The sequence below is a fragment of the Segatella baroniae DSM 16972 = JCM 13447 genome (assembly GCF_000426585.1).
GTDB lineage: Bacteria > Bacteroidota > Bacteroidia > Bacteroidales > Bacteroidaceae > Prevotella > Prevotella baroniae.
In genome coordinates, this window is sequence record NZ_AUFQ01000001.1 from 186,066 (window position 1) to 211,144 (window position 25,079).

The window sequence follows — 25,079 nt, forward strand, 5'->3', positions numbered from 1 at the left end:
TTCATCAATCATACGCTTTATGAAAACGATCACCCTCACGTTATTGCTGCTGCTCGCCACACTGCCGGGCTTTGCCGAACAAAAGGAGCTTGTCATCACCTTCAATGACGGCACCACCCAGTCCTACGCCTTGGCCGACCTGCCTGACATCAGGATGGAAAACGACAAGCTGTCTGTCCAGGCTGGGACTACGAAAGCCGAGTACGACCTTTACAAGGTCAGAACTTTCACCTTTGGCAACACGGCCACCGGCCTCAAAGAGACTCTACGACAGCAGGAACTCAGACAAGAAGGCAACCAGCTGGTCATCCCCGGCAAGAAGGTAGACTTCTCCATCTTTACACTCAACGGCCATCCTGTCAGCGTGAAGGCCAGCCGACTTTCAGATGCGCTCATTATCAACTTGGAACAACTTCCCAAAGGACTTTACATCATCAAGGCCAATGGCAAATCCATCAAAATCACCAAACGATGAAAAAACTTCTACTTTCTTTCCTCGCCGGCCTTACGACCATCGCCGGCCACGCGCAAAGCGCGACCGACACTTACGTCATCAACAAGAATGATGGCACTTCTCTCAAGTATGTCGTCCAAGACAACAATTACTTGAAGGTGACGAATCCCAGCACATTGGGAATCTACACCACAGGTTTTGAAGAGTTTGGCCCTACGGAAGAACTGAACATTGCCGACATCAAGAACATCACATTCAACATTCAGCACGACTATCCCGTGAATGTTGCGGGCATACAGCTGGCCGACAACCAAGCTACGGACAAGGCGAAGAACCTCTATCGCTATCTGAGATTGATCTATGGCGTCAAGACCGTTTCGGGCATCATGGCCGATGTCTCATGGAACCATAAGGAAGCCGACAAGATCCATCAGATTACAGGCAAATACCCGGCCATCAACTGCTACGACTTCATCCATATCCAGGTGCCCGAGGGCAACGGATGGATTGATTACAACGACATCACGCCGGTCACGGAATGGGCCGACGCGGGCGGTATCGTCAATTTGATGTGGCATTTCAATGTCCCCAAGACCGAGAACACCACGATAGGAAACGACGGTTCGGGCGTCACCGTCAAGCCCGACGAGACGACTTTCAAGGCAAGCAACGCCCTTGTGGCCGGCACATGGGAATACAAATACTTCCACGCACAGATGGACAAGGTTTGCAACGTATTGCTGAAACTGCAAGACGCGGGTGTCGTTGCGCTCTGGCGTCCATTCCACGAGGCGGCGGGCAACGCCAAACTCAAGTCGGGCGCCTCTTGGGGCAAAGCCTGGTTCTGGTGGGGAGCCGACGGGGCCGCAACCTTCAAGGAACTTTGGCAAACCATGTTCCATTATTTCCAGAACAAAGGCATTCACAACCTCATCTGGGAATGGACGGCACAGAACTACAACGGCGACAGCACGCAGTACGACAACGACAGCGACTGGTATCCCGGCGACGCCTTTGTCGACATTGTGGGCCGCGACCTCTATGGATATGCCGCCGCCCGGCAAGCAACGGAATACAACCAGCTGCGCACCCTCTACCCCACCAAGATGATAACGCTGGCCGAATGCGGCCTCGACAACGCCACGCCTACAGCCAACATCGGCGAGGCATGGGACGCCGGAGCCAAATGGCTCAACTTCATGCCCTGGTATGGAACGGCCATGCCGTCGAACGAATGGTGGAAATCGGCCATGGGCAATGCCAATGTGCTCGCCCGTGGCGACATCAACCTCAACGCGACATTCGTCGAAGAGTCGGCCCAAAGCGCCGTCAACAACTTCTATGTCGGTTGCAACCTGGGCAACACGCTCGACGCCAATGGCGGCGGCAAGGGACTGACGCTTGAAAAATACGAGACCTACTGGGGCCAGCCGGTCACGACACAGGCCATGATGACCTTCCTCAAGACCAACGGCGTCAGCTCCATCCGCATCCCCGTCACCTGGTATGAACACATGGACGACGCGGGAAACGTGGACGACACCTGGATGAACCGCGTGAAAGAGGTGACAGACTATGCCCTCAGCGCAGGCCTCTATGTCATCGTCAACGTGCACCACGACACGGCAGCCGGCAAGGGTGCGTGGATCAAAGCCGACATGGATGTCTACAACAATACGAAAGAACGCTTCAAGAAGCTGTGGACACAAATCGCCAACACGTTCAGAGACTACGACCAGCACCTGCTGTTTGAGGGCTACAACGAAATGCTCGACGCCTCCAACACTTGGAACGCACCCAAAAACAGCAGCAGCTACACGGCACTCAACAACTACGCGCAAGACTTTGTCGACGCCGTGAGGGCCACCGGCGGCAACAATGCCAAGCGCAACCTCATCGTCAACACCTACGCCGGGGCCAAAGGCGCCGAAGTGCTCCGGAACTTCAACATTCCCACCGACCCGGCCGACAACCATCTCATCGCCGAGGTCCACTCCTACGATCCATGGAACTGGATCAACACACACGGCGAGTGGAACGCAGAATGCCACAACGCACTGACGAACATCTTCAGCGACCTGACGAAAAAATTCACGACGGTTCCGTTCATCATCGGCGAATATGGCACGGCAGGCGAAGCCGGACCGGACGGTCTCGAAACGACCGTCACCTCAAAATCGAGTGAAAAACTGAAGAAAGCCGCGGCCGACCAAGCTGCCGACATCGCCCGCCAGGCCAAGGCTGCCCATGCGGCTGCTTTCAACTGGATGTCGATTTTCGACGGACAAGACCGCACCGTACCGCAATGGAGCCTACCCAACGTAGTGGAAGCCCTCAAAGCCGTCTATGGCGAATGACAACCACCACAGGCATGGAACAGCCGTTTGCCACTCTGTTCCATGCCTGTTCCTTTTCCCCTGACCATGAAAAAAAAATACGACTTACAAAAATAAATTGCTTTTCATGTGATTGAATGGCCAAGAACCGTCTTCGATTTTCCGTCCCGCCGCTTGCCGGGACGTTTGTTCGGGTTCAGCAAAGAGTGTAAAGTAAAACCGTGTCAGGTCGGTTCATGGGAGCATGGCCATGGTGCACTGCGCACTACCGCCTTGGCGGTTGGTCTTTTTGTAGGGCAGGGCTGCGAGCGCAGCGAGCTACCCTGCCTGGCCAGTGACAGAGAAAGCTAGGCCGAAGGTCTTGGTCTTTTTTTTACGTTTGTGGTGGATGTTGCTGTGTATAAAGGGTGAGCCGGAGGAATTGTCAATTGTTTTTGAAGCATGCGGGACACATGCGACGATTGAAAACAAACTTTCCCGCAAAAAGCGATGGTTCAAATGTAAAAAAGACCAAGACCTTCGGCCTAGCTCCACACCACCAAAGCTTAGGCAGGGTAGCTCGCTGCGCTCGCAACCCTGCCCTCTAAAAGGACCAACCGCCAAGGCGGTAGTGCGCAGTGCACCATGGCCATGCTCCCATGAACCGACCTGACACGGTTTGTTTTACACTCTCAGCAAGTCCGCCGCCGTTTGTTTTGGCGTTTCCCCGACCGCGGAAAGGCCGCCGCCGTTTGTTTTGGCGTTTCCCCGACCGCGGAAAGGCCGCCGCCGTTTGTTTTGGCGTTTCCCCGACCGCGGAATTTTACAAATGTTTTGCTTTGACGTTTGCCCAAGTTGGGCATTTAACAAATGTTTTGCTTTGACGATTTCCCTCATCGCGTCTTTGACTTTTTGTTTTTCTTTGGCCTCTTCCGAGCCACGATTTTCCGTCTCCTCGAATGGCGTGGGCCGTAAGGGCGTGAAGAATCACGTTGCGCCGTGGCGTCGGGCCCCTGTCGTGGCATGGGATTTCTCCATTTGCGCTTATTTGGAACGTAGTTTGTTCATTCTTCCGACCTGCTGTTCTATGACGCGAATGGTCGATTTGTCCGAAGCGAAGACAGAGTTGAGCCCCTGCGCCTCCTGCGAAGGGTCGCCCGTATAGTCGTCGCCCACCTGCCAATGCTCGTGGCGCAGATTGGCAAAGCCGCCCCATCCCCAGAAATTGCAGCCGGCAAAGAGGCCTCCCTGCTCGGCGTTGTCGGCCACCAACGAGAAAACGAACTTGTAATAACCGTCGCGCGCCTCGGTGGTGGAAGCCTTGCTGAAGGAGAAGCCGTCACGCGGATAGCCGAACTCTTCCATGACAAGCGGCTTGTTGACGAGCCTGCAAACGCGCAGGTGGTCGTTGATATAGGCTTCGGTGTGCCTGCAACTGTTCTCCAGGTCGTCCGCCAAGTGGTCTTTGCGCGCCCATCCCCAGTTGTAGGGCCACAGATGGACGTTGCAGTAGTCGATGTTCGGGTCGGCACAAATGGCCTGGTAAACCTCCATGTCATTCTCGCAGCCCCACGCGCCTTCGCTTCCCACCGATATCAGATGGTTGCGGTCGAGCGACCGGATGAGTGAGGCCGACTCACGAAGCCACTTCTGAAAACCAGGCAACGCCTCCTTGGAGAATGCGCGCGGCTCATTGCCTATCTGCCAGCTCATGATGGCGGGGTCGTCTACGTATTTCACTCCGGTATAGCGGTTGGTGCGGCCGAGGATGAAACGCACATAATCGTAAAACAACCGATGTGCTTTCTCATTGTCGGCAAACCGGCTGACGAACTGCATGTAGGCAGGATAGCCGTCCACGTCGGGCTGTGGCGCCTTGCCGGCTCCTGCATGTTGCAAGTAGAAAGAGTAGCCGCCACTCCATTCCCACGAATTGTTGAGGTAGAGCACGGCCACCATCTGCCGCTTCTTCATCTGCATGAGCAGATAGTCGAGGCCGGCCAGGATCGTGTCGTTGTAGACACCCGGGGCTTGCTGGAGCGTAGGCTCCACCTTGGAGGCCACGCCCGGCTCGCCATCCGACCCCACAAGAATGCGGAGGTTGTCGATCCCCTTCTTCTTCATGAAATCCAGTTCGCGGCACAGTCGCTTGCGGTCGCCTCCCTGTCCTTCGGAACCAAGGATGGCCCCATACCAGAAATTGGTTCCCACATAATAATAAGGCCTGCCCTTCCATTCGAAATGACCGTCCTTGACCGTCACAAAAGGAGACTGCCCCAGCACTGCCAGAGAGAAGCCAAGGCCACCGATAAGGCTGAAAAGACGACGTTTCTTCATATCGTTGCGTTACAAGTTACAGTTATTGCTGTTGTTTGATGTTTGTCTGATGATGACGATGCAAAAATATATAATCGGTTGAGGAAACACTGATACTTTTTTATCCTTCTTCGATACTATCCTGTAAGAATGGGGCAAAAGAAGTCAAAAAGCCCGGAAACGGCTCGGAAATAACGCCGCCGGTCGGCAAAAAAACATCCATCGGCTGTCTGATTGTCTCTACTTTTAGCTACCTTTGCAACAATATCATTCACCACAGCTTCCCGATTACAGGAAACAAGCCACGCGAAAAAAAAAGTCGTATATGGGCAAAAGAACACTTGTTTGGCTACTGCTGGCCACGTATGCAGTCCTACCTTCAAAGGCCGTATTGAAAGAACGCGACCTTTCCAAGACATTGTCAATTCTCAGACAGGAACTGACCAGGCAGCACGACGAGCAGGAACGGCAGTCGGACTACCTGAAAGAACAGCAGCAGCAAGTACAGCAGAACATGTATCGCATCATGAACCAAAGCAACCAGAACTCATTGATGCTATACTCGCAAAAGCAAGGCTACGTTTTCGACTTGAGCTATGCCTGCCACGAAGCCACCGAACAATACCATGAGTTCAAGGAGACGGTGAAACCTTTCAACGCCTTCATCACCAAGACCAACAATGAGATTGCACGCTTCGACAGCCTGATCATCAATCTGAGCAACATGCCGCTGATGTCGCTCTCACCCAGAGAGCAGACAGACAGGACGGTATGCCTGGCGCTGGCCGTCAACATCAGGCGCAACCTGAACGAGAACTCCATGCAGTTCAAGGAGTTCATCCGCTACTACAAGCTGACGGAAGACCATCTGCGCAATTTGGACGACTATGCCAACAAGCGATACAAGGAAATTCAAAACAACATCTTCAACAACGGAAGCGACAACTACTTCTCCATTCTGAGGAATCTGCATCGCAATCTGTTGGAAACCAGCGAGACGGTGGTCGAGAAATACCGGGTAGACCGCAAAGTGCAGTCCGACTGGGACGCACGCGTGCTGCTGGGCCTTCTCCTGTTGATTGTGGGATGGGGCGTCTTCTCCGTCTTTCTCAACTTCATCTTCATCAGGTTGCTGATGACCCGCATCCTGCGCAATCCGAAAGCCAACCAGTTTTTCTCGAAGTTGATGAAGAAAAAAGACGAACACACGCTGGCCGAATCCTTCATGGCGAAGCGCACTTGCATCTTTCTGGCCACGTCCGTCATCACCTTTGCCATCGTGCTGGGCATTATCAGGGTGATATGGATAGACCAGAACTTCATCATCATGGCCAGCCAGCTGCTTGTGGAATACGCCTGGCTCATGGGCGTCATCTCGATATCGCTGCTGGTCCGTCTGGATGGCGACCAAATCAAATCGGGCTATCGCATCTACGTTCCCCTGCTGGTTGTCGGATTCATCGTGATCGCCTTCCGAATCGTCCTCATCCCGAACGACCTTGTGGAGCTGGTGTTCCCCCCCATCCTGCTGGCCTGCACCATCTGGCAGTGGATAGCCATCCGGCACAACAACCACAACATCCCCAAGTCGGACGTATTCTACACCTATCTTTCGCTGACGGTTTTCTTCACCTCGCTCGTCTGCTCATGGATAGGCTATGTGCTGCTGTCGGTTCAGCTGCTGATTTGGTGGATCATGCAGCTGACCTGCATCCTGACCATCACCTGCATTCAAGGGCTGCTGCAAAACAGGGGCAGGCGAAAGCAATACTTCGCCAAAGAAAAGACCATAGCCGAGACGTGGCTCTTCAGGCTGGTTTACCAGGTTGCGCTGCCGATATTGGGCATCATCTCGATCATCGTTTCCATCTACTGGGCCGCCGATGTATTCAACCTGAGCGACACCACCTGGCGAATCTTCACCGAGAAGGTGATCGACAGTCCCAACTTCACGCTGAGTATCTTCGGCATTTCGCAAGTGATGGTGTTGTACTTCATCTTCAAGTATCTGAACAGAACCGCCATAGAATGGCTGGAATACCACTTCAAGAGAGTGGACCCGACGACTTACATCAGCCGCACGGCCATGTCGAAAAACGTCATCCAAGTAATCGTCTGGGGCATTTGGCTGCTGACAACCCTCTCCATCTTCCATGTCAACAATTCATGGTTCGTCGTGGTCTCAGGTGGTCTGTCCACGGGTGTCGGTTTCGCCATGAAGGACATTCTTGAGAACATCTACTATGGCATATCCCTGATGGCAGGCCGCATCAAGATTGGCGACTGGATAGAATGCGACGGCATACGTGGAAGGGTCAGTTCCATTTCCTACACCAGCACACAGTTGGACGCCGTCGACGGCAGCATTATCGCTTTCCAAAACAGCCAGCTGTTCACGAAGAACTACAAGAACCTGACCAAGAACCATGGCTACGGCCTCTCGGTGATACCCATCGGCGTGGCCTATGGCAGCGACGCCAACGAAGTGAAGGCCATCTTGGTGAAAGCCATCAGCGCCCTCGACTGTCTGGATAAAAAGCGCGAAGTGAAGGTGGTCTTCGCAGGCTTCGGCTCCGACAGCATCGACTTCAAAGTTGTGGCATGGGTTCCTGTCCTGAAACAGACTTACGCAGAAGGCGAAATCATGGAGACCATCTACCGCGTACTCAATGAAAACCACATTGAAATACCGTTCCCGCAAAGAGATATCCACATCATCCGCGCGGACGATGAAAACGAATTAAGAACGACTCTAAAATAACAATCATGGAGAATTATCTTTCAGCTCCTACGCTGATAGCCGGCCCCTGTGTCATCGAATCGGAACAGCTGCTTGACACCGTGGCGCAAGAATTGGTCAGAATCAACCAAGAATTGGGAGTTGACATTATATTTAAAGCTTCGTTCGACAAGGCAAACCGCACTTCGATACGTTCTTTCCGAGGTCCGGGGCTCGAAAAAGGCATAGAGCTGCTGGGCAACGTCAAGCGGAAATATGGCCTCAGAATCCTGACCGACATCCACGAAAGCCACCAGGCCGAGTTGGCCGCAACCGTTTGTGACGTCATTCAGATTCCGGCGTTTTTGTGCCGACAGACCGATTTGCTGGTGGCCGCGGCCAAGACGGGACGCATCGTCAACATCAAGAAAGCGCAGTTTCTGAGTGGGAAAGACATGAAATATCCCGTGGAAAAGGCATTGGACAGTGGGGCCGAGGAGGTTTGGCTGACCGAAAGGGGCAACAGCTTCGGCTACAACAACCTTGTCGTGGACTTCAGAAACATCCCCGACATGAAGGGAATCGTGTCCAATGTCATCATGGACTGCACCCACAGCGTACAGCGGCCGAGCGCCGGAGATGGGAAAACCGTGGGCGACCGCAAGTTCGTCCCCATGATGGCTCTGGCAGCCAAGGCTTTCGGAGCGACCGGATATTTCTTCGAAGTACATCCCGACCCCGACCAAGGACTTTCGGATGCGGCCAACATGCTGGAACTGGCCAAGCTGGAAGGACTCGTCAGAGTATTATTGAAATAACAAAGCAGATTCCTTTAAAATAGAATCCTGATGAAAACAAGCATAGAAGACAGAATCAAAGAATCGAAATCATACGGTTTGCAGTGCCTGAAAGATGAAGCGGAAGCCATCCGGAACTTGACACTTCAACTGGATGAGAACTTCGAGAAGGCGGTGGAAATGATTTATTCCTGCCATGGGAAAGTGATTGTGACCGGTGTAGGCAAAAGCGGAAACATCGGCGCGAAGATTGCGGCGACACTGGCGTCGACCGGCACGCCGGCCTTCTTCATCAATCCACTCGACGTCTATCACGGCGACCTTGGCGTGATGACTTCGGACGACGTGGTGCTGGCGTTGAGCAACAGCGGCCAAACCGACGAGCTGCTACGGTTCATCCCCATGGTACTGCACATGAACGTGCCCATCATCTCGATGACCAGCAACCCCGATTCACTCCTGGCGAAATACAGCAACGCCCACATCAAGGTGTGGGTGGAGCATGAAGCCTGCCCGCTCAACCTGGCGCCGACCAGCAGCACCACGGCCGCCTTGGCCATGGGCGACGCCTTGGCGGTGGCCTTGATGACCGTGCGGGACTTCAAGCCGAGGGATTTCGCTCAATTCCACCCGGGCGGGGAACTGGGACGGAAGCTTCTGACAACGGCCGAAGATGTCATGCGCACGGAAGACTTGCCCATCATCTCCAAAGACATGAACTTGGGAGAAGCAATCATCCACGTGAGCAAAGGCAAACTCGGACTGGGGGTTTCGCTGGAAGGCAATCAGGTCATCGGCTTGATTACAGACGGCGACATCAGAAGAGCCATGGAGAAATGGCAGGCGGAGTTCTTCAACAAGACGGTCAGCGACATCATGACACGCAACCCGAAGCAGGTGTCGCCCAAGACCAAGATTTCGGAAATCCAAAAAATCATGCACGAACACAAGATTCACAACGTCCTCGTGGTGGACAAAGAGAACCACTTGATGGGCGTCGTGGACAGCTACGCAGCCACGCTCCTATGAACGGAACGAACCACATGGGGCTTGTCCTGAAAAGACGAATCGCCCTTTCCGTTCTCTTGCTTCTGGCTCTCCTGGCCGCGCCCGGCGACAGTCATGCGCAGACGGCAGACTCTCTTGTCGCCACAGACTTGAGGAGGGAAGGTGTAACCTTCAGCCACAACAATTCGGTGGCACTGCTGACAGACGGCCAGCAGAAGTTCGACGACCTGTTCAGGGCGATTGGACAAGCGAAAGAAAGCGTGCATCTGGAGTATTTCAATTTCAGAAACGACTCCATAGCCCGCATGCTGTTTGAACTTCTCACGGCAAAAGCCAAGCAGGGAGTTGAAGTAAGGGCTATATTCGACGCCTTCGGAAATGCTTCGAACAACCGCCCGCTGAAGAAACGCCATCTGGACAGCATAAGAGCCGGAGGAATAGAAATCTACAAGTTCGACCCGATTACATTCCCTTGGGTCAACCATGTGTTCGCCCGAGACCATCGGAAGATTGTCGTCATTGACGGAAGAATCGCCTACACGGGAGGGATGAATGTTGCCGACTATTACATAAAGGGGACCGAGGTGGTCGGCGAGTGGCACGACATGCACTGCCGCATCTCGGGCGAAGAGGTGAACACGCTTCAGCGCATCTTCATCAAGATGTGGAACAAAGTCGCCCGCCGGAATATCGACGTCGTCAAATACTTAAAAGGTGGAAGCGACATTTCCTACTTCACGAACCTGAAGGAAGATGAATGTACCGACAGAGGGAGCAAGATGGTTGGTATCATCAATCGCGAGCCCCGCACCAGCAACAAGATCATCAGGACATTCTATCTTTCAGCCATCAATCACGCGCGGGACAGCATAAAACTCATCAATCCGTATTTCACGCTGAACCATCAAATAAAAAAAGCGTTGAAGCAGGCGGTCAAAAGGGGGGTGAAGGTCGAGATCATGCTCAGTGTCAAGAGTGACATTCCGCTTACTCCGGACTGCGGATTCTTCAACGCTCACAAACTGATGAAGGCCGGTTGCGACGTCTGGATGTACAAGCGGGGGTTCCACCATACGAAAATCATCACCATAGACGGGAGCCTGTGCACCGTCGGAAGCGCCAACCTAAACGCAAGGAGCCTGAGCTGGGATTACGAAGAGAACGCCGTCATTCTCGACAAATGCACGACCAGGCAATTGGACTGTTTGTTTGACAGCGAAAAAGCCGACTGCTTCAAGCTGACAAGCGACAGTTGGAACCAATGGAGGACCGGTTGGCAAAAATTCAAAGGCTGGTTTGCACACCTGCTGTCCCCATTTCTATAAAGGAACATCAAGACATTGGAATCTATACAAAATCTTTGAAATGAGCAAAAGACCCAAAATCGCCATCATCGACCGCAACACGTTGGCCATGATTGGATTGAAACAAATTCTCCAGAACGTCATGCCCATCATGGAAGTGGACATGTTCAGGTCTGTCGAAGACATGCTCCAAAATGAGCCCGACTCATACGTACACTACTTTGCGGCCATCAACATTGTCCTCGAAGACCGCTCCTTCTTCAACGACAGAAGGTCGAAAACCATCATACTGACAATCTCGCACGACCCCAATTCTCAGCTGAAAGGCTTCAACAGCCTATGTTTGAGCGTGCCGGAAGAGCAACTCGTCAAGGATTTGCTCGTGCTGGAACAGCACGGACATCCGCATGGCGAGCACTTCCCAGACATGCCCAAGGCCCTCAAAGCCAAGATTTTGAGCGATCGGGAGGTAGAAGTGCTCTCGCTCGTCGCCCAAGGATTGCTCAACAAAGAAATCGCGGAACGACTCAACATCGGCATGACGACCGTGATAACGCATCGTAAAAACATCATTGAAAAACTGGGACTGAAAAGCGTGTCCGCGTTGACCATCTATGCGGTCATGCACGGATATGTGGACATCAACAAGATATAAAAGCCGTGAAGGGCAGGATTCGGCAGACACACTGCACCAGGGTCACTCTTCCTCTTCCCAAAGATCGGTTCTGCGGGACTGTGCCGTGATGTCATCCGGCAATCCATCCTCATACATTCTCAGATGAATGGTTTTGTCGGATGGGCCGCTTGCAGCCAAAATGGAAGATTCCAACTCCAATTCGACGGCTTTCATTGCCGGCTTTACGTAAGGTTTCAACAAGTTTTTCATGCTTTTTAGATGTTGGGATAAATAAAATGTTGGAAACAAAGGCTCCCCTTGTTTCCAACAAGTAATCAATTACCTCTCAAAAGGGCCACCATCGCTTCGCCTTCGGCCTGCTTTCAGCCGCAAAAAGCTGCTCTTTTACACGCTCACGGATGACCTCTTTCAAACTGTAGTTGTCGTGAATCATGCGGTAAATCTGCCCCCACTCCAGAAGTCCGCCTACATTGCGGTCGTCGATGAACAGGTCTGCCTTCAATTTGCGGGAGAAATGGTTGTTGTTTTCAACCTTCTCTTCGGGATAGTCTCTGTTGACGGCCCAGAACTCCACCCCCCTTTCCCTACACCAGTCGACCGCTTCCTGGAGCAACCGGCCTTCGCGCACACTCCACAAGATGAGCTGGTGGCCATCACGGGCCAGCATGCGGAGCGTTTCGGTGGCAAAGGGAAGCTCTTCGCCGATGGCCGGGTATTCATGTGTGACGATTGTTCCGTCAAAATCCACAGCTATTTTCATGGCCTTCTATTTCTTAATCGAATCGTCGTTTTTGTCTCCATAGTGGCTGTTGGAATAGTTTCCGTAGCTGCCATACGAACCATAACTGCCATAACGTCCATAACTTCCGTAGGCACCATAGCCACCATAGCGGCCGTAATTCCCATAGCTGCCTCCGAGCCGTGCGTAGCGCCCATACTTGGCGTATTTGCCATAACCGTAATAGTAGCCATGTTTCTTCTTCGACATGTCAATGCCATTGATGACGATGCAGACATTGGGCAGCTTGTTGCCGTCGGCCAGGGAATTGACCAGGCCGACACTCTCCTTGGCAGTATAGTCGGCGCGTGTCATGACAACGGTCGCGTCGGTAACACGGGCGATTTGCAACGTATCGGTGACAAGTCCAACAGGAGCCGTGTCGACGATTACATAGTCATACATCTGCCGGAGTTGCTCGAAGATGGAGTCCAACGACGTGCGCGTCAAGAGTTCGGCAGGATTGGGAGGCGTCGGACCGGCCATGAGCAATTCCAGATTGTGATTGATTCCCGAAGCGAGTATCTGCTTGCGAATGTCTTGCTCTGTGGGATTGGCCTGAATCAGCAAATTGGTAATGCCGTGTTGATGGTCGTCGATTTCAAAGAGCTCTGCCAGACGCGGCTTGCGAATATCCAATCCCACGAGAATGACTTTCCGACCAAGCAGCGCAAAGCTCACGGCAAGATTGGATGCGGTGAATGTCTTGCCTTCGCCCGAAGTGGTGGAAGTGAAAGCGATGACCTTCTCATCCCCTTTCAGAATGAACTGGAGATTCGTTCTGAGACTTCGGAAGATTTCCTCCATCAGATTGTTCTTATTCTCATGCACAACGATGTCGGCCTTCGTCTTTGAGGTTTCACTGGCGACCGGAATGTCCGCGATGATGGGCAGCTTCGTCAGTCGGATGACATCCATGTGACCCTCAATGCGGTAACTGAAGAATTGGAGAACGAAGATGACGACTACCGGCATGCCGAGGCCCAAGACAAAGGCTATCAAAAAGATGATGGCTGACTTGGGGCTGACCTTGCCATCGCATTCAGGGTCGTCAATCAACTTGCCCTTGTCGGCTGTTGCAGCAAGCGAGATGGAGTTTTCCTCACGCTTTTGAAGCAACATGAGATAGAGTCCCGACTTCACCTCCTGCTGTCGTCCTATCTGCGTGAGCATGCGCTCCTGTTCGGGAGTTGCGCCCACGTCGCCACTGTACTTGCTGAACTGTGCAGCAACGGAGTTGCGCTGGATTTCCATATTCCTGCGCGACTGATTCATGGCACGACGAATGCTGTTGCCCAAATCGTCCAGCTGAGCTGTAAGCGGCGTGACCGTAGGACTTGTTTCGGAAGCACTGCGCAACAAACGCTTGCGGTCCATGGCAATTTCATTGTATTTGTTGATCAATGCCGTCGCGTTTTGATCATTCAAGCCCACATTTGACGGCAAGGCTTCATATTTATTTCCAGGTTGATTCATGTATAGGCTCATCTCATTGAGCAACGCGACTTGCATGTTGGCCTCAGCCAATTTCTGGGCGAACACATCCTGGTTGGCAACAGCCTGTCCCGCATTCATCTTCAACTCGACCATGTTGTTGCGACGCTTGTAGTTCTCAAGCGTCCCTTCGGTGCTGCCAAGCTCCGCGTTGATTTTCTCAAGTCGCGAATTGATGAAGGCCTCCGTCTTCTGGGCCACTTCGTTTTTGTCTTCGTTGGCCTGCCGGTTGTAGACGATTGCCAGCTGCTTCAAGTAGTCAGTAGCACGTTGCGGAAGTTCGTCACGAAGCGTAAGTTGCGCTATAGTAGTAGTTTTGGAGGTTTGGTTTACGGTAAGGTTCTTGATATATTTGGCGGCTGCCATCTTGGGTGACATCAACCTCACTTTCAACACTTGCCTGTCGTTGAGATCCTGCATCGGTGAAAGCATGTTGCGGGTGATGCGGATTACACCGATGCGGGTATTGACCAATGCGGGGATTCGGGTCACCCGCTTGTCAATATCGTAGGGGCCGCCCGCCCGCCCTTCACTTCGCGGAACAAAATACTTCCCCACGATGTTGTAGCCAGAGCCAACCTTCTCTATCGTCATGTCGACAGGACGGTTCAGGCGGTCCAAATGGGCCGCATCCAAGTCTACGTTGAACGGTTGTGTATGGTACAACTCCTGACTTCTGATATTGCCCTCGACAAAGTAGTTGGTATAGATTTTCATGTCACGGACAGCCGCCTGCGCAAGGGAGTGCGAGGCAAGCAGCTCTATTTCGTTGTCTATACCATTCGAATTGGAGATGAGTCCTAAATTGACAGCATTCTCAATACTGTTGCCACGTCGCTTGTTGTCGTCATCCTTGATCAGCAGTTTGGCATAGGCCTGATACATGGGCGTGGCATAACGAAGATAAATGTAAGCAGCGCCAAGGCAGATCATGAGCGAAAGGACAAACCACTTCCAGTTGAGAACGACCATCGTATAAATGGCTTGAAAGTCGAAAGAGGAACGTTCCTCCTGTTCGAGCATTTTTTCAGGGACTACATTCTTATTTTCTTCCATTTAAGTATTTCTATTTATATATTCCATTACTAATCAACTAATCAAGGGAGGCAAACCCCTTATTTTGCAAGAAGACCGAGAAGATACTTGCCGTATTCGTTCTTAAGCATAGGTTCGGCCGCCCGTTTCAGTTGCTCCCCAGTTATCCAACCATTCTTATAAGCGATTTCTTCAAGACAGGCAACCTTCAACCCTTGGCGTTTTTCGATGACCTCGATGAAGGTGCTGGCTTCTGAAAGACTGTCGTGCGTTCCGGTGTCCAGCCATGCAAATCCCCTTTGCAGTGTCCGCACCTTGAGTGACTGCCTGGTCAGATATTGTTGGTTCACGGACGTGATTTCAAGTTCACCGCGAGCAGAAGGCTTGATGCGCTTGGCGATGTCGACGACATTGCTCGGATAGAAATAAAGCCCCACGACAGCATAGTTGCTTTTAGGGTGACTTGGCTTTTCCTCGATGGAAAGGCAATTCCCTTTCTCGTCGATTTCCGCGACCCCATATCGTTCAGGGTCGTTGACATAATAACCGAATACACTGGCCTGCCCCCTGTCAGCAGCCTCGACGCTCTCCCTGAGCAGGCCGGTGAAGCCAGCGCCATGAAAGATATTGTCGCCCAACACCAAACAGACGGTGTCGTCACCAATAAAAGATTCACCGATGATAAAAGCCTGTGCCAATCCATCCGGCGAAGGTTGTTCGGCATATTCGAAGCGAACACCCAGCTCATGCCCGTCGCCCAAGAGGCGTTGGAAGCCTGGCAAATCATGGGGAGTGCTGATAATTAGAATTTCGCGAATGCCTGCCAGTAACAAAGCCGAGATGGGATAATAAATCATCGGCTTGTCAAAAATAGGAATCAGTTGCTTGCTAATTCCTTTCGTTATTGGGTAAAGGCGCGTACCGCTACCACCTGCCAAAACAATTCCCTTCATTTTAATTTAGAATAATTCATGTTATGCTCCAGAATTGAAGCCAAATCGTGACTAACAGGAACTTGACTTGATTTTGCAGCAAAGGTAAATATTTTTGTCGAAATCTTTCGCTTTGCCCTCCAAAAACTTTGTTTTATGTGCATTTTTTGCGTAAAATATGTCGAAAGTTGCTACCTTTGCACGACAAACGTATTTTTCAAGACATTATTTTTATTATGGGAATATTCAACAAGCTGTTTCATAAAAAGGAAACTGAAGCCAAAACTGGAGGAATGGAAGACTACATGACACTGGTCAGGGTCTATTTCCAGGCTTCCGTGGCAGCCAATCTCGCCATCAACAATTTGGCGATGCTGCCAGACCTGAGGACTTTCAAGACGTCTCTCCGTGTACCCACGGTGAACAACAAATTGGGTGTGGGCGAAAAGAGCCATTGCCGCAAGCTGATGAAAGAGTTTTACAAGACCGACGACCTTTTCTTCAAAGAGATAGACCAGAGCATACGCAAGAACTGCCGCAAGGTGACGGACGTCCAGACCTACATGTTTCAATTCCAAGGGTTCTCCCAGGAATTGATGATGTTGACAGGAAATTTGATGAAATACAAGCTGCGGTTGCCATCGTTTATGAAGCGTGCCCTCTATACGATGACGCAAAAGACAGTCAACGACATCTTTTTAAAGAATGACTACACCGACGCAGGTGTCATCAAAGCAGTACTTGCCATTCGCAAGTACAACAATCGTTTAGGATTCAGTCAAAAGTGGGTGACGGATTTCGTCTATCAAGTTGTTATGTTGGCGAAAAAAGAGCCCAAGCCTGCCGATGCAAAGGAATAAACAGGCGAAAACTTGATAAAAGTTTGCATTTGTCAAGAAATACTTCTATTTTTGTAAGCAAATTGTAATCTATGGAGTCTGCTGAAAAAAGATTGAATACGTTTTCGACTCGCGTTCGACAGATGATCATCCAATATCAAGCAATGAAGGATGAAAATGCCGGTCTCTATGCGATGGTGGACGAACGTGACGCGAAAATCACTCTTTTGGAAGAACAATTGAAGCAGGCTAAGCAGGAATATGACAATTTAAAGATGGCAAGGATGATCGAAATCTCCGACACGGACATGGAGGGGGCGAAAAAAAGATTGTCCAAGCTCATTAGAGACGTCAACAAATGTATCACTTTGCTCAGTGAAAAATCATAGTGGTCATGGCGGAAGTTAACAAAGAGGAATTACACATCAAGTTGCATTTGTACGATACAGACCTCACCGTGATTATCAATCGCGATGAAGAAAAGCTGTACAGAGATGCGGGCAAGTTGATAAACGAGACCGTCAACACCTATGCCAACATCTTTAAAGGCCAAAAAGGTGATAAGGAAATCCTGTATATGGCATTGGTCGATATAGCGTTAAGGTATCAGCGTGAGTATAACCGCAACGATGCACAACCTTATAATGATATTCTCGACAAGTTAACTTCTGAAATAGAATCGGCTCTGAACAAGCAATAGAACAACAGAGAATATTATCATACTTAATTAAATAAAACAAAATGATAGAATTGATTACAGCTGCCGTAGCCCTTGTGGTCGGCGGGGCAGCAGGATATAGTGTTTTCCGTTATGTAATTAAAGGAAAATACAATGCAATGATGGAAGCAGCCGACAAAGAGGCTGACGTTATTAAGGAGAAAAAGCTGCTGGAAGTAAAAGAGAAATTCCTCAACAAGAAAAGCGAACTTGAAAAGGAAGTTCAGCAGCGCAACCAAAAGATTCAACAAAGCGAGAATCGCTTGAAGCAGCGGGAGATTTCTCTAAACCAGCGGCAAGAAGAGCTGGTTCGCCGGAAACAAGAGGTGGAACAAGGCCAGCAACGTATCGAAAACGAAAAGAAATTGTTGAGTATCAAGCAGGAAGAGCTTGATAGAATGCAAGATAAGGAGCGCGCCAAGCTTGAAGAATTGTCAGGCTTAAGTGCGGAAGAAGCAAAGGAACGCTTGATTGAGAGTTTGAAAGACCAAGCGAAACTGGATGCAGCCAGCTACATCAACGAGATTATGGATGAAGCCAAGCTCAATGCCAACCAACAGGCGAAGAAAATCGTCATTCAGACAATCCAACGCACAGCAACTGAAACAGCCATTGAGAATTCCGTCAGTGTTTTCCATATAGACAATGATGAGGTGAAAGGCCGCATCATTGGTCGAGAAGGCCGCAACATCCGAGCATTAGAGGCCGCCACAGGCGTAGAAATCGTCGTGGACGACACACCGGAAGCCATTGTCATTTCTGCTTTCGACCCCATCCGACGCGAGGTTTGCCGTCTGGCATTGCACCAGTTGGTGGCCGACGGACGTATTCACCCCGCCCGAATCGAAGAGGTCGTGGCTAAAGTCAAGAAGCAATTGGAAAATGAAATCATCGAAACCGGCAAACGCACGGCGATAGACTTGGGCATTCATGGCCTGCATCCGGAATTGGTTCGCATTGTCGGAAAGATGAAATACCGTTCTTCTTATGGCCAGAACTTGTTGCAACACGCCCGCGAAACAGCCAATCTGTGTGCCGTAATGGCCTCAGAGTTGGGCTTGAATCCGAAGAAGGCAAAGCGTGCCGGCCTACTCCACGACATTGGAAAAGTGCCTGATGAGGAAAGCGAATTGCCACACGCCCTGTATGGAGCCAAGATTGCGGAGAAATACAAGGAGAAACCCGACATTTGCAACGCCATCGGAGCCCATCATGACGAAATAGAGATGAACACATTGCTTGCGCCCATCGTACAGGTGTGCGACGCAATATCGGGTGCCCGTCCCGGTGCCCGCCGCGAAATCGTAGAAGCCTACATCAAACGTCTCAATGATTTGGAAGCGATTGCAATGAGTTACCCTGGTGTGACAAAGACCTATGCCATCCAGGCTGGCCGCGAGTTGCGCGTTATCGTGGGAGCCGACAAGATGGACGACAACGAATCGGAGAAGCTTTCGTCTGAAATCGCGACGAAGATTCAGAACGAAATGACTTATCCCGGGCAAGTAAAGATTACGGTCATCCGCGAAACCCGATCTGTTGCTTACGCGAAATAAGCAAATTTCACCTTATTACATATACGGAAAAGCTTCTGGAGAATGCCAGGAGCTTTTTTGTTTTCACCTTTTCCTTTGATGACGACAGCCCGCAAGAACTACACAACGGGCAAAAAGACGCTGAAAGAAGTCGAAAATTTATAATTTATATGTAACTTTGCTGAAGTGTGGTGTATCGCCCCCTGCTCCAACGGCAAAGGACATGCAGGATGAAAGGGTCGATTCCACATTCTAAAATCAGTTTTCAAATGAGAAAAGAAGACCTAAGAATCATATTCATGGGCACCCCGGAATTTGCTGTCGGCACACTCGACAGGCTCGTGTCGGGCGGCTATCACGTTGTGGCGGTAGTCACCCAACCGGACAAACCCGTCGGTAGACACCAAGACCACTTGCAACCTTCACAGGTAAAGCTGTACGCACAGGCCCACCAAATTCCCGTTTTGCAGCCCGAAAAGATGAAAGACCCTGTCTTTGTGGAACAATTACGCAACTACCAAGCCGACTTGCAGGTGGTGGTCGCGTTCAGAATGCTCCCCGAAATCGTATGGTCAATGCCGCGATACGGGACTTTCAACGTTCATGCAGCATTGCTCCCACAATATCGCGGCGCAGCTCCCATCAACTGGGCCATCATCAACGGCGAGACAATGACGGGCGTCACCACCTTCTTTCTGGACCGGGACATCGACACAGGACGTGTCATTTTGCAAAAGGAGTATCCTATCTCTGACAACGCGAACGCCGAAGATGTCTACAATGGACTGATGACTCTCGGAGCCGAAGCCGCCGTCGAGACCATAGACAAGCTGATTACCGGAGACGGACAGATAGAATCCGTCGACCAAGCAGACTTGCTCAAAGACAACACATCCAAGCTGCAAGACCTGAAGCCCGCACCCAAGATTTTCAAAGAGACCTGTGAAATCGACTGGAACCAACCTGCGCGACATGTCCACAACTTCGTCAGAGGACTCAGCCCTGTCCCCGGCGCATGGTCGGAAGCATTGTGCCTGACAGACGCCTGCGGACAGCCGGCCGAACAACTGACTACCACCAAAATATACGAGACCTTGCCATCCGAACACCCCTGCACTGCCTCCCCCGGCAGTTTGACAATCGACGGCAAGAAACTCTTGGCGGCTTGTGCTGACACATGGCTTGAAATAAAGTCCATCCAGCCTGCGGGAAAAAAGAGAATGAATGCCGCCGACTTCATCAATGGCAAGAAAAACAAGAAATAGAAGACAGGAAAAGTATATTATATTTTGGCAATTCGTGAAATACAAGTACTTTTGCGATATATTATCTGTTAAATGAAACAAGAAGACGATATAAAAAACGCGGTGGAGTGCATGAAGAAAGGCGGAGTGATACTCTACCCTACCGATACCGTTTGGGGTATCGGATGTGACGCGACCAACCCGGCGGCAGTGGAAAAAGTTTACAAAATCAAGCGGCGTGACGACTCCAAGGCGCTCATTTGCCTTGTGGACAGCGACGCACGACTGCAAAGATACGTGAGAAACGTCCCCAACATAGCATGGGACCTGATTGACGCAGCCGTCAAACCCATCACCATCATTCTGGACAATGCTGTAAATTTGGCCCCCAACTTGATAGCCGAAGACGGCAGCATAGCCCTTCGCATCACCAACGAACCGTTTTCCAAAGAACTGTGCCGCCGCTTTCAAAAGGCTGTCGTCAGCACGAGCGCCAACGTCAGTGGCGAACCGGCCGCCTCCAACTATTGCGACATCAGCGAAGAAATCCTGCAAGCGGTCGATTATGTTTGTTGGTCACGCAGACAGGAGCACAAGCCTCACACACCCAGCAACATCATCAAACTGACTGAAAACGGAGAAATAACCATCATCAGATAGGAGCAGATTTGACCAAAGAAAGTATTATACAATGGAGGGAATCGCACCTGTCAGACCGACAGGCCATGCTCATCCTTGCCTTTGCCATCGGCTTCTTCGCCTCCGTGGCAGGATACATTCTCCACATCATCATTCATGAGATTCAAATCATCCTGACTTCCAGGTTCGATGCCACAACTTTCAACTGGCTCTACCTCCTGTTTCCTGTTATAGGTATATGGCTCACGTCGCTATTCGTCCGCCATATCGTCAAGGATAACATTTCACACGGAATCACCCGCGTACTCTACGCCATATCGGCCAAGCAGGCCAAGTTGAAGGGGCACAACTGCTGGTCGAGTGTCATAGCTTCGGGCATTACCATCGGCTGCGGAGGATCGGTCGGTGCCGAAGCGCCGATTGTCTTGACGGGCAGCGCCATCGGTTCCAACCTGGGCAAGCTGTTCGGCATGGACAACCGCCAGCTCATCTGGCTTGTGGGCTGCGGTGCGGCGGCGGCCATCGCCGGCATTTTCAAGGCGCCGATAGCCGGACTCGTATTCACGCTCGAAGTGCTGATGGTCGACCTCACGATGGCCTCCCTGCTCCCCATCCTCATTTCGTGTGTCACGGCAACGGGCTTCACCTATATCTTTGCCGGCGACAACAGCCTTTTCACCTTCCACCTCGACAACAGTTGGACGCTGGAACGCACGCCGGCCTGCATTCTTCTTGGCGTCTTCTGTGGATTTGTAAGCCTCTATTTCATGCGGGCGATGAACGCGTGTGAGAACCTGTTTGCCAGAATGAACAACCATCCCTACCGCAAACTGGTTGCCGGCGGACTTATCCTCAGCACGCTCATCTTCCTCTTTCCGTCACTCTACGGCGAAGGCTACAACGCCGTGAACACCCTGCTGAGCGGCAACACGATGAACGACTGGAGCAAAGTGATGAACAACTCCCTGTTTGCCGGCAACCAGAACCTGTTGATTCTGTACATCGGGCTTGTTCTCATCACCAAAGTCTTCGCCACTTCGGCCACGAACGGTGCCGGCGGCTGTGGCGGAACGTTCGCCCCCAGCCTCTTCATCGGCGGCTTCGCCGGCTTTTTCTTCGCCCGTATATGGAATATGAATCAAATCGGACTTTACATCCCCGAGAAGAACTTCACCCTGATGGGCATGGCAGGCGTCATGGCAGGCGTCATGCACGCCCCGCTGACCGGTATTTTCCTCATCGCCGAACTCACCGGAGGCTACCAACTGTTCATGCCTCTGATGATAGTCTGCATCTGTTCCTACCTCACCATCAACATCTTCGAGCCTCACAGCATCTACGGCATGCGACTGGCCAGGGCCGGCAAGCTCATCACCCACCATACCGACAGCGCCATTCTGACCCTGATGAGCTTGGAAAGCATTATCGACCGGCAGTTTGAATCGCTCGACCCCGACTTGCCTTTGGGGAAACTCATCAACGTCATCAGCAAGAGCCACACAAGTTTCCTGCCGGTATTGGACCATGCCGGCACGCTCTTGGGCGAAATCGACATCACAAAGATACGCCACGTCATGTTCCGATCGGAACTTTACAACCGCTTCACCGTCAGCCAGATAATGACCCCGGTGCAAGCTACGCTCGGAATAAGCGACAAGATGATTGACGTCATGCGCAAATTCGAGAGCACCAACAGCAACTTCCTACCCGTGGTGGATGTCAACAACCAGCTGAAAGGATATGTATCGCGCACGCGCATGTACAGCATGTATAGGAAAATGGTGGCCGACTTCAGCTCCGAATAATAACAAAAGTCACCGTTTTACTTGGCGCTTTGCTGCTTTTAAACTATCTTTGCCAAAGAATCACCCCCCGAATAACTATAAACATTAAACATAAAGAAAAACATGAATTCAGAAGAGACATTGAAACCGTATGTAATCGGTTTGGACCTTGGCGGTACCAACTCCGTGTTCGGCATTGTAGACAGCAGAGGTGAAATCAAGGCAACCACCGCCATCAAGACACAAGGATACGACAACGTCGACGACTACGTTGCAGCCGCGGTCGATGCCTTGCACGTCATCATCGACCAAGTGGGAGGTATCGACAAGATCAAAGCCATGGGCATTGGCGCCCCCAACGGCAACTACTACAAGGGAACCATCGAATTTGCGCCCAACTTGAGCTGGGGACACAGCGGCATCGTTCCATTGGCAGACATGTTCAGCAAGAAGCTCGGCATTCCCGTCGCGCTGACCAACGACGCCAATGCGGCAGCCATCGGTGAAATGACCTACGGCGTGGCACGCGGCATGAAAAACTTCATCGTCATCACTCTGGGCACCGGCGTCGGCTCGGGCATTGTAGTAAATGGCCAGCTGCTCTATGGTTCCGACGGCTTTGCCGGAGAGTTGGGCCACGTCATCATGTGCAGAGAAAATGGAAGAAGCTGCGGTTGCGGCCGCAGCGGTTGCCTCGAAGCCTACTGCTCCGCCACCGGTGTGGCACGCACGGCCCGTGAAATGCTCAACACGACACAGGAGCCTTCACTCCTGAGAGAACTAAAGCCCGAGGACATCACAAGCCTCGACGTCAGCATTGCGGCCGGCAAGGGCGACAAACTGGCCAAAGACATCTACGAGTTCACCGGCGAAATGCTGGGTGAGGCCTGCGCCAACTTTGCCGCATTCTCCGCTCCCGAAGCCTTCATCTTCTTCGGTGGCTTGACAAAGGCGGGCGACCTGCTGATGGAACCCATCAAGAGGAGCTACAACGAACATGTTCTTAAGATTTACAAAGGCAAGGCCATGTTCCTCATCAGCGGCTTGGAGGGAAGTTCCGCCGCCGTGCTTGGCGCAAGCGCCGTCGGCTGGGAAATCTAAATCAGAGGCAAATGGACAAATCGCAAGATGGCATTCGGTTGAGTGCCATCTTCTTTTTTTGTAATATTCTTTTGTTATTCCAACTAAACTAAGTAATTTTGCACAAGATATGCCGTTTCAACTTCATATAAACATCATTGATTTGGTCCTGAAGGGAATATTGATTGGGATGATAGCTTCTGCACCCATGGGACCGGTTGGCGTACTTTGTGTTCAACGTACTCTCAACAAGGGACGCTGGTATGGATTTGTAACGGGTGTGGGGGCTGCGCTGAGCGACTTCATCTACGCGTTGCTGACAGGCCTCGGCATGAGTTTCATGCTCGATTTCATATCCAACCCCAGCTATAAGTTTCTGATTCAACTTTCGAGCAGTATCATCCTTCTCCTTTTCGGAATCTATTGCTTCCGCAGCAATCCAACCAAGAACATGCACCGTAGCGGCAACACGAAAGGAACGCTTTGCCACAACGGAATCACGGCTTTCCTCGTCACATTCTCAAACCCCATGATCATGTTCCTGTTCATTTTCCTCTACGGTTTGTTCGCGTTTTCCATCCCCGCCCACCCCTTCGAGATGTGCATAGGATTTCTCAGCATTGTCTTGGGAGCGCTCCTGTGGTGGTTCGGCTTGACATGGCTGGTCGACAAGATACGCAACAAGTTCGACGACAACGGCATATTGATTATCAACAAGGTGATCGGCAGCGTGGTCATCCTCTTTTCCCTGATTGTGTTCTTGGGAACGGCATTCAATCTCTATCACCTGCCGGATTTCTGACCATCTCCCTTTCAATTTACGATTCATCATGTACATAGCGCAAGAACTCAGAAAGAAATCCATTGCGGAATACTTGCTCTACATGTGGCAGGTAGAGGATATCATTCGGGCATACGATTGTTATATGCCCGTCATCAGGAAACAATACATCGACAGCTTCTCCTATTCGGAGGAACAGAAAGCCGAAATGGCCGACTGGTATGGCAATCTGGTCAGAATGATGAACGAGGAAGGGAAGCGTGAATACGGCCATCTCGACATCAACGAAATCTTGATGAAAGACCTGCTCGACCTCCACGCACGCCTGCTTCAGTCCTCCAAATTCCCATTCTACAGCGCAGCCTATTACAAGGTGCTGCCCTTTATCGTCGAACTGCGTGCACGCAACCGACGGGGAAGGACGGAAGAGGAGTATGCCGAAACAGAAAACGAATCGGAGATAGAGACTTGCTTCAACGCCTTGTACGGCGTGATGATGCTCAAATTGCAAAAGAAGGAAATCACTCCCGATACGGCCCGTGCCATCAAGGAAATCACCACTTTCATCGGCTTGCTCAGCGATTATTACATCAAAGACCGCGACGAAGGCCTCGACTTCGGCGAAGAATGATCGAGTTTTCAAGCAAGGCGAGTGGGATTCATATATCAA

General features: G+C 51.3%; 22 protein-coding genes. 17 read left to right on the forward strand and 5 right to left on the reverse strand.

Annotated elements, in window-relative coordinates; translation table 11 throughout:
- Positions 1-19 precede the first annotated feature (19 nt).
- Together K334_RS0100860 and K334_RS0100865 are read left to right on the forward strand one after the other, a co-directional pair.
- Positions 20-475, forward strand: coding sequence for a T9SS type A sorting domain-containing protein (locus K334_RS0100860; protein ID WP_021590683.1), 456 nt, complete (start codon positions 20-22; stop codon positions 473-475).
- Positions 472-2,811 (forward strand): cellulase family glycosylhydrolase, encoded by a 2,340-nt coding sequence (locus K334_RS0100865; RefSeq protein WP_027444366.1) that lies wholly within the window; start codon positions 472-474, stop codon positions 2,809-2,811. Before K334_RS0100860 ends, K334_RS0100865 begins: the two co-directional genes overlap by 4 nt.
- 1,002 nt (positions 2,812-3,813) lie before the next feature.
- On the opposite strand, the gene K334_RS0100870 is transcribed toward K334_RS0100865, so the two are convergent.
- The gene (locus K334_RS0100870; protein WP_027444367.1) at positions 3,814-5,106 is read right to left on the reverse strand and encodes a glycoside hydrolase 5 family protein; all 1,293 of its coding nucleotides are present in this window, start codon (positions 5,104-5,106) and stop codon (positions 3,814-3,816) included.
- 304 nt (positions 5,107-5,410) lie between these two features.
- On the opposite strand from K334_RS0100870, the gene K334_RS0100875 reads away from it, so the two are divergent.
- Genes K334_RS0100875 through K334_RS0100895 form a run of 5 tightly spaced genes read left to right on the forward strand, consistent with a single transcriptional unit; the run spans position 5,411 to position 11,568 of the window.
- Complete coding sequence (locus tag K334_RS0100875; protein WP_025882099.1) at positions 5,411-7,846, forward strand: mechanosensitive ion channel family protein; 2,436 nt, start codon at positions 5,411-5,413, stop codon at positions 7,844-7,846.
- 5 nt (positions 7,847-7,851) lie between these two features.
- Positions 7,852-8,622, forward strand: coding sequence for a 3-deoxy-8-phosphooctulonate synthase (gene kdsA, locus K334_RS0100880; protein WP_025882098.1), 771 nt, complete (start codon positions 7,852-7,854; stop codon positions 8,620-8,622).
- 30 nt (positions 8,623-8,652) lie between these two features.
- Positions 8,653-9,630, forward strand: coding sequence for a KpsF/GutQ family sugar-phosphate isomerase (locus tag K334_RS0100885; protein WP_021590612.1), 978 nt, complete (start codon positions 8,653-8,655; stop codon positions 9,628-9,630).
- Positions 9,627-10,934, forward strand: a complete 1,308-nt coding sequence (gene cls, locus K334_RS0100890) for a cardiolipin synthase (protein WP_025882096.1) — start codon at positions 9,627-9,629, stop codon at positions 10,932-10,934. Before K334_RS0100885 ends, cls begins: the two co-directional genes overlap by 4 nt.
- 40 nt (positions 10,935-10,974) lie before the next feature.
- Positions 10,975-11,568 (forward strand): helix-turn-helix transcriptional regulator, encoded by a 594-nt coding sequence (locus tag K334_RS0100895; RefSeq protein WP_025882095.1) that lies wholly within the window; start codon positions 10,975-10,977, stop codon positions 11,566-11,568.
- A 42-nt stretch (positions 11,569-11,610) separates the two neighbouring features.
- Here K334_RS0100895 and K334_RS0100900 read toward each other — a convergent pair whose 3' ends face one another.
- The 4 genes from K334_RS0100900 to rfbA form a co-directional block, all read right to left on the reverse strand.
- Positions 11,611-11,799, reverse strand: a complete 189-nt coding sequence (locus tag K334_RS0100900; protein ID WP_025882093.1) for a hypothetical protein — start codon at positions 11,797-11,799, stop codon at positions 11,611-11,613.
- A gap of 76 nt (positions 11,800-11,875) precedes the next feature.
- Positions 11,876-12,310, reverse strand: coding sequence for a BT0820 family HAD-type phosphatase (locus K334_RS0100905; protein WP_025882091.1), 435 nt, complete (start codon positions 12,308-12,310; stop codon positions 11,876-11,878).
- Between the two features lie 6 nt (positions 12,311-12,316).
- Positions 12,317-14,878 (reverse strand): GumC family protein, encoded by a 2,562-nt coding sequence (locus K334_RS0100910; protein ID WP_021590664.1) that lies wholly within the window; start codon positions 14,876-14,878, stop codon positions 12,317-12,319.
- A gap of 59 nt (positions 14,879-14,937) precedes the next feature.
- Complete coding sequence (rfbA, locus tag K334_RS0100915; protein WP_025882089.1) at positions 14,938-15,810, reverse strand: glucose-1-phosphate thymidylyltransferase RfbA; 873 nt, start codon at positions 15,808-15,810, stop codon at positions 14,938-14,940.
- 215 nt (positions 15,811-16,025) lie between these two features.
- Here rfbA and K334_RS0100920 point away from each other — a divergent pair, with 215 nt between their 5' ends.
- The 10 genes from K334_RS0100920 to K334_RS0100965 all read left to right on the forward strand — a co-directional run bounded on the left by K334_RS0100920 (position 16,026) and on the right by K334_RS0100965 (position 25,040).
- Positions 16,026-16,649: a DUF8491 family protein gene (locus tag K334_RS0100920; protein ID WP_025882088.1), complete on the forward strand. Its 624-nt coding sequence runs from the start codon at positions 16,026-16,028 to the stop codon at positions 16,647-16,649.
- Positions 16,650-16,720: 71 nt separating this feature from the next.
- Positions 16,721-17,017 (forward strand): coiled-coil domain-containing protein, encoded by a 297-nt coding sequence (locus K334_RS0100925; RefSeq protein ID WP_027444370.1) that lies wholly within the window; start codon positions 16,721-16,723, stop codon positions 17,015-17,017.
- 5 nt (positions 17,018-17,022) lie between these two features.
- Positions 17,023-17,328, forward strand: coding sequence for a cell division protein ZapA (locus K334_RS0100930; RefSeq protein WP_025882086.1), 306 nt, complete (start codon positions 17,023-17,025; stop codon positions 17,326-17,328).
- 41 nt (positions 17,329-17,369) lie between these two features.
- Positions 17,370-18,902, forward strand: a complete 1,533-nt coding sequence (gene rny, locus K334_RS0100935) for a ribonuclease Y (protein ID WP_021590565.1) — start codon at positions 17,370-17,372, stop codon at positions 18,900-18,902.
- A 248-nt stretch (positions 18,903-19,150) separates the two neighbouring features.
- Positions 19,151-20,146 carry a methionyl-tRNA formyltransferase gene (gene fmt, locus K334_RS0100940; RefSeq protein ID WP_025882084.1) on the forward strand — a complete coding sequence of 332 codons (996 nt, stop codon included), beginning with the start codon at positions 19,151-19,153 and terminating at the stop codon, positions 20,144-20,146.
- Positions 20,147-20,218: 72 nt separating this feature from the next.
- A complete protein-coding gene (locus K334_RS0100945; protein WP_021590658.1) occupies positions 20,219-20,785 on the forward strand; it encodes an L-threonylcarbamoyladenylate synthase in 567 nt (188 codons plus the stop codon).
- 65 nt (positions 20,786-20,850) lie between these two features.
- Positions 20,851-22,569: a chloride channel protein gene (locus tag K334_RS0100950; protein ID WP_051218608.1), complete on the forward strand. Its 1,719-nt coding sequence runs from the start codon at positions 20,851-20,853 to the stop codon at positions 22,567-22,569.
- Positions 22,570-22,671: 102 nt separating this feature from the next.
- Positions 22,672-23,649, forward strand: a complete 978-nt coding sequence (locus K334_RS0100955; protein WP_021590669.1) for an ROK family protein — start codon at positions 22,672-22,674, stop codon at positions 23,647-23,649.
- Positions 23,650-23,758: 109 nt separating this feature from the next.
- Positions 23,759-24,430, forward strand: coding sequence for a LysE family translocator (locus tag K334_RS0100960; RefSeq protein WP_025882081.1), 672 nt, complete (start codon positions 23,759-23,761; stop codon positions 24,428-24,430).
- A 28-nt stretch (positions 24,431-24,458) separates the two neighbouring features.
- Positions 24,459-25,040 (forward strand): DUF4924 family protein, encoded by a 582-nt coding sequence (locus K334_RS0100965; RefSeq protein ID WP_025882079.1) that lies wholly within the window; start codon positions 24,459-24,461, stop codon positions 25,038-25,040.
- The last annotated feature ends 39 nt before the right edge of the window (positions 25,041-25,079 follow it).